The sequence below is a fragment of the Methanospirillum sp. genome (assembly GCF_028679455.1).
GTDB lineage: Archaea > Halobacteriota > Methanomicrobia > Methanomicrobiales > Methanospirillaceae > Methanospirillum.
Genome location: NZ_JAJRBM010000275.1, coordinates 1 through 5,395, shown reverse-complemented (window position 1 = coordinate 5,395; position 5,395 = coordinate 1). Strand labels below are relative to the sequence as shown.

Annotated in this window: 8 protein-coding genes and 1 pseudogene; 8 read left to right on the top strand and 1 reads right to left on the bottom strand. The window is 46.6% G+C overall.

Features of this window, described 5'->3' with window-relative positions:
- The 4 genes from LUQ50_RS09325 to LUQ50_RS09310 all read left to right on the top strand — a co-directional run.
- A partial coding sequence (locus LUQ50_RS09325; protein WP_300039475.1) for an HAD-IC family P-type ATPase occupies positions 1–653 on the top strand: 653 nt, incomplete at its 5' end.
- Positions 654–655: 2 nt separating this feature from the next.
- Entirely contained in the window at positions 656–2,605 is a 1,950-nt protein-coding gene (locus LUQ50_RS09320) for a DUF4118 domain-containing protein (protein ID WP_300039473.1), read from the top strand.
- Between the two features lie 35 nt (positions 2,606–2,640).
- Positions 2,641–2,898: a hypothetical protein gene (locus tag LUQ50_RS09315; RefSeq protein ID WP_300039471.1), complete on the top strand. Its 258-nt coding sequence runs from the start codon at positions 2,641–2,643 to the stop codon at positions 2,896–2,898.
- 21 nt (positions 2,899–2,919) lie between these two features.
- Positions 2,920–3,162, top strand: a complete 243-nt coding sequence (locus LUQ50_RS09310) for a hypothetical protein (RefSeq protein WP_300039469.1) — start codon at positions 2,920–2,922, stop codon at positions 3,160–3,162.
- Positions 3,163–3,622: 460 nt separating this feature from the next.
- On the opposite strand, the pseudogene LUQ50_RS09305 reads toward LUQ50_RS09310, so the two are convergent.
- Positions 3,623–3,946, bottom strand: a pseudogene (locus tag LUQ50_RS09305) (IS1634 family transposase); the annotation flags it as partial.
- On the opposite strand from LUQ50_RS09305, the gene LUQ50_RS09300 reads away from it, so the two are divergent.
- The 4 genes from LUQ50_RS09300 to LUQ50_RS09285 all read left to right on the top strand — a co-directional run bounded on the left by LUQ50_RS09300 (position 3,841) and on the right by LUQ50_RS09285 (position 5,194).
- Positions 3,841–4,197: a nucleotidyltransferase family protein gene (locus tag LUQ50_RS09300; RefSeq protein ID WP_367278983.1), complete on the top strand. Its 357-nt coding sequence runs from the start codon at positions 3,841–3,843 to the stop codon at positions 4,195–4,197. The pseudogene LUQ50_RS09305 and the gene LUQ50_RS09300 overlap by 106 nt on opposite strands.
- Positions 4,194–4,538: a DUF86 domain-containing protein gene (locus LUQ50_RS09295; protein WP_300039465.1), complete on the top strand. Its 345-nt coding sequence runs from the start codon at positions 4,194–4,196 to the stop codon at positions 4,536–4,538. The genes LUQ50_RS09300 and LUQ50_RS09295 overlap by 4 nt, the downstream gene beginning before the upstream one ends.
- A gap of 228 nt (positions 4,539–4,766) precedes the next feature.
- The gene (locus LUQ50_RS09290) at positions 4,767–5,000 is read left to right on the top strand and encodes a type II toxin-antitoxin system HicB family antitoxin (RefSeq protein WP_300039463.1); all 234 of its coding nucleotides are present in this window, start codon (positions 4,767–4,769) and stop codon (positions 4,998–5,000) included.
- A gap of 50 nt (positions 5,001–5,050) precedes the next feature.
- Positions 5,051–5,194 carry a type II toxin-antitoxin system HicA family toxin gene (locus LUQ50_RS09285; RefSeq protein ID WP_300039461.1) on the top strand — a complete coding sequence of 48 codons (144 nt, stop codon included), beginning with the start codon at positions 5,051–5,053 and terminating at the stop codon, positions 5,192–5,194.
- The last annotated feature ends 201 nt before the right edge of the window (positions 5,195–5,395 follow it).

Genomic DNA, 5,395 nt, shown 5'->3' with positions numbered 1-5,395 from the left:
TGGGTATTAAAACCATCATGATCACCGGAGATAACCGGCTTACCGCTGCAACGATTGCTGCAGAAGCCGGAGTTGATGATTTCCTCGCAGAAGCGACTCCGGAAAGCAAACTGAAACTTATCCGCGAGTATCAGGAAGGTGGCCGGCTGGTTGCCATGACCGGGGACGGCACGAATGATGCTCCGGCTCTTGCCCAGGCTGATGTGGCAGTAGCGATGAATACGGGTACTCAACCAGCAAGGGAAGCGGCTAACATGGTTGATCTCGACAGTAATCCTACCAAGTTGATAGAGATAGTCGAGATCGGAAAGCAACTATTGATGACCAGGGGAGCTCTCACCACGTTCAGTATTGCGAACGATATTGCCAAGTATTTTGCCATTATCCCCGCAGCATTTGTTGGAACTTATCCGGCACTTGCAGCCCTCAATATTATGGGTCTTCACCAGGCTATCCTTTCAGCGGTAATTTTTAATGCACTTATCATCGTGTTTCTCATCCCGCTGGCTCTTCGGGGTGTGAAGTATAAACCAATGACTGCTGATGAGGCGCTTCGGAATAATATTCTTGTTTATGGACTCGGAGGAGTTATTGCTCCGTTTATCGGCATTAAACTCATTGACCTGATCTTTGTCATATCCGGCATGGGATGATAATGGATGATGGCAGGCCTGATCCGGATGCATTGCTCTCGCAGATACAAAAAGAAGAAATCCGGGAAAAAAAGGGAAAATTAAAAATTTTTCTCGGCTATGCAGCAGGGGTAGGGAAGACCTATGGGATGCTGAAAGCAGCTCATGAACGTCTCGATGAGGGGGTGGATGTCAGGATAGGGTATGTGGAGACCCATGGGAGATCAGAAACCGATGCCCTTGTCCAGGGTCTCCCCCTCATCCCTCGTCTTTCAGTACACTACAAAACCGCCCTTCTTTCTGATATGGATCTTGACGCGATCCTTACAAGGCATCCGGAACTGGTGCTCATCGATGAACTTGCCCATACGAATCCTCCTGAATTCCGACATGCGAAACGGTACCAGGATGTCGAAGAGATACTTTCTGCAGGGATTGATGTCTATACCACGCTTAACATTCAGCATCTGGAGAGTCTTCGCGATGTCGTAGCACAGATCACTTCTGTTATCGTGAAGGAAACGGTCCCGGATCGGATTCTCGATGAGGCTGACGAGATCGAACTCATGGATATTCCCCCGCCTGAACTTCGGGCCAGGCTGGCTGATGGAAAGGTCTATGTTCCTGACATGGCTTCCCGGGCTATTGATCAGTTTTTCAATGAAGGAAATCTCTTTGCTCTTCGGGAGTTATCCCTTCGAACAACTGCAGACCGGGTTGATAATCAGATGCTTGAGTATATGCAGACCCGGTCAATTCCCGGACCATGGTCTGTATCTGAACATCTTCTTGTCTCTATCGGGCCGAGTCCTCTTTCTGAAAAACTGATTAGAACGACAAAAAGACAGGCAGACCGGATAAATTCGGAATGGAGAGCAGTGTATATCGAAACTCCGATGCACCACCGTCTGTCTAAAGCTGCAAAAGAACAGATCTACAAAAACATCAAACTTGCTGAAAGTCTTGGCGGGAAGACTGAAACGCTATTTGGCCTCAATATTCCGGATACGCTGATCGACTATGCAAAAAAGCATAACGTCACCCGGATCGTTATCGGCAAGACGCTCAGACCCCGGTGGAAAGAACTCATATTTGGATCGATCGTCGACCAGATGATCCATAAAAGCGGAGATATTGATGTGTATGTGGTTAGTTCTGTTGATAAAGAAAGAAAAAACCTCTCCTATTCAGATGAGGCATTCATCCCTGAAATTCTCCCGGGGAGATACCTGGAGAGTCTGGTTCTCGTCAGTTTCGTGACAATCTTCGGAGAACTGACGAAGTATTTTATTTCGCAGACGAACCTGATGATGTTTTACCTGATTGCAGTAGTGATTGCAGCATTTCGTCGGGGATTATCTCTAGCAATCTTCACTTCAATCATCGGCGTTATCATGTTTGACTTCTTCCTGGTGCCACCTTATTACACATTCAGAGTGTCAGATACACAATACCTCATCACCTTTGGCGGAATGATTCTGGTAGGTATTGTCATCAGCATCCTGATCTCAAAGGCTCAGAACTACGCGATGTCGGTGCATTCCCGGGAGAAGGTGAATGCGATGCTCTATGACCTCGCAAAAAAACTCACCGGAGCCTCTGATCTGGCATCGGTCATTTCGGCAGTGATCTCAAAGATCGAAGAGAACTTTAATTGGCAGGCAGTAATTTTCATACCTGATAATCAATCTCTCAAGATCCAGGGTTCCTCCAAGGATTTGTCAATCAATGAAGATGAGATAGCAGTTGCACTGTGGGCGTTCTCAAAAGATACCGTTGCCGGTTATGACACTGATACTCTGCATGCCTCACGCTTGCGATTCATACCGATTAAAAGCAGAAAGGGCGTTCTCGGAGTACTTGGGATAAAACCCAAAGAGATTGATGGAGTTATTTCTCCTGACGAAGGGAGAGTTATAGAAATATTTGCTGATCTTACGGCCCTTGCGATAGACCGGTTTGAGAATAAATAACGGTGCACCTTGGTCTCATATTATGCTTCGGGAAGTTGGCTCTGATTCCTGATAGCCTTTCCTGTGTGCTCATCAGGCATATTCAGGAGCAGGAAGAGGAATCTGAATTGTATTCAATGGGGATACTGAACAAGGGAAGTTATGCAGCGTCACGGGTAGTCGGTCCCGGTCTTACCGGAGGTCTGGATGTTAACGGATCCGGTATGATGAGTTTTGGATCGCAGAAGTTCGGAAACGATACCCTGCGATCTTCCGGGTTTGTGTCCGGGAATCTGACGATCGTGACTTTGTGAAGAATGGGGGGAGATTATATTGTGGGAGGTTGTGAGCGGGACTCTCGGGGGTGCTACAGTGATCAATGCGATTACCGCTCTCCCCTCGTGTATCGGCAATATCTGAAACTGGCATCTGAATCAATGGAGTTTGCAGCCCTGGTGATATCCTTGATTGAGGAAGCAGAGGACGGAACGATTCCAGTGAATCCTCTGTCTCTGGCAGCTACTTCAATGGATCATATCAGCCAGTTATCCGGGCTGCTCAAGTGGGTACGGCTCTGATTGATTGCTGTTATAAACGAGTGGGTCAGATATTGTTGTGCCGGATGGATACACCGGCTTTCTGGGGAGATTAAAAAGAATAGCGGGTTCATCCCCGTTATTCTTTATCGTCACGGGGTTGAGTCTCGGCAATCCCTGACACATGGAATGTCTTTCCAGGATGGTTTCATCGCAATGCTTCTTGTATGGTTCAGTGGCTGACATTTGTTCAGATCCCTCGTAAGAGATACCCATAAATCACCTCTCTCTTTTCCCCCTCAGTTGATTGGGTATGAAACCGACACGATAAGTTGAATCTCTTGGTCTTGTCCCGGTTCGGCAGGTTATACGGTCGGTAGGTTGAAAGGCTAAATAATTAACAGAGAAAGGCGTTCTTATCTAATCACGATATAATGGCAGAGATAACCCGGGGGGAATGATTGTCATTGGATTACGTTGATTTTTGCGCCGACACTCGGCATCAAATATTTAACGCATAATATTTTTCGACATGCGGCCCCAGCCATCGAACTATCTCTCGTAACTCCTCTGTAAAATTTAGAAGTCGAACATGAATTCTGGAATCAACAATTTCCTTAATCTGTCTCACTCTGCGGAACACGAAGAAAATCCATTTTGCAGAGGGTTTTTGAGTTGGTTTTCCCTTCTGATCCCGTATATCTTTCTTTTCAATTCTCAATGTCTCACGGATTACCCACTCGGTTAACGAATAGACAAGCAGGCATAGAACCATTATCATGGACAATGCTGCAATACGATCCGAATTCTCCAGATAAACCTCCGAGATCTGATCTCATCCAGAAGTATCATATCACCCGGATTGGCATCTTTGGCTTGGTCATACGTGACGAAGCCGGGCCGGGAAGTGAGATCGATATTCTGGTTGATTTCAGCGATGGCGCCAGCCTTCTTGATCACTCAGGATTGAAGATTTATCTTGAGAAAATTTTCGGAGAACCTGTTGATGTCATCCCGGAACGTGCAATCCGGGCAGAACTCCGGACTCCTATTCTCTCAGATGTTGTGTACATATGAGAGCCCCTGATCTTTCCCTTCTGGACATTCTCGATGCCTGCACCAGGATAGACCGGTTCATCGGGTCTCTGTCACTGGATGATTTTTCTGATGATGAAAAGACCCTGAGTGCAGTTCGAGATCAGATCATGATCATCGGGGAAGCGGTAAAGCAGATTCCTGATGGGATGAAGGAAAGACATTCGGAAATCCCGTGGGATGAGATTGCAGGGATGTGTGATGTTCTTATCCATGCCTACTTCAGAGCTGATGTCAGGTTAATCTACAAAACGGCAACCCGCGATATCGCTGAACTAAAACCCCATGTTCAGTCCATGCTGAATGAAATGAATAAAAAGTGAATCATCAATTCCAGATGGTCCTACCCTGGTATGACTGCGATAGGAAGGGGGCTGACCACGGTAGCAGGTTGACTCTCCCTGCCGGCCGATCGCATCGCTCCCTTTTCTGTCGGGAGGTCAACCGGTCACCGGTGGGGATCCCCGGAATGTTTCACTCGTCGGCAGAGTCAAGTATTAAGCAAACAGAGAAGGGATAGAGTAGCAGAATAAACATATAGAGGAGAGAGAATGCAGTTCAATATCATTATCGAAAAGGATGAAGACGGTTGGTTTGTTGCAACCGTACCATCTCTCCCCGGCTGTCATACTCAGGCACAAAGTCTTGATGCTCTCCTTGAAAGAATTCGTGAAGCAATTGCTTTGTATCTTGATGCGAAGGGCAAACCACCCGTTGAAGAACTGCGATCCTTTATAGGGGTTCAGATCGTTGACGATAGCCTGTTGACCCCAGGAAGGTGGTAAAGGTTCTTACGGCTCTCGGTTTTGTTTGTACACGATAACGGGGGAGTCATATGATAATGCAACATCCTGATGGAAGGACTACGGTTATTCCCTTTCATAGCGGTGAAGATATTCACAAAGGGCTTCTCCGGTCCATCATCAATGATATCGGATTTGATAAGGTCACTTTCCTCTCTATGCTTGAAGAAGCATAATGAGGATTAATTTAATAAAGGAAAGCAGTTCCCCGTCACCGCGGTGGGTCCCCCAATTCCAAAATTAAGTTGATCAGTAATTTCTCTCTGGTCAGGACAGGATAGTACTTTCTCTAATGAAATGATACCGTGCGATAGGTGAGATACACGGCTAAATCAATTGAGATCGGAGTTGTACTTGAGCCATTATCAGCCGCGTTC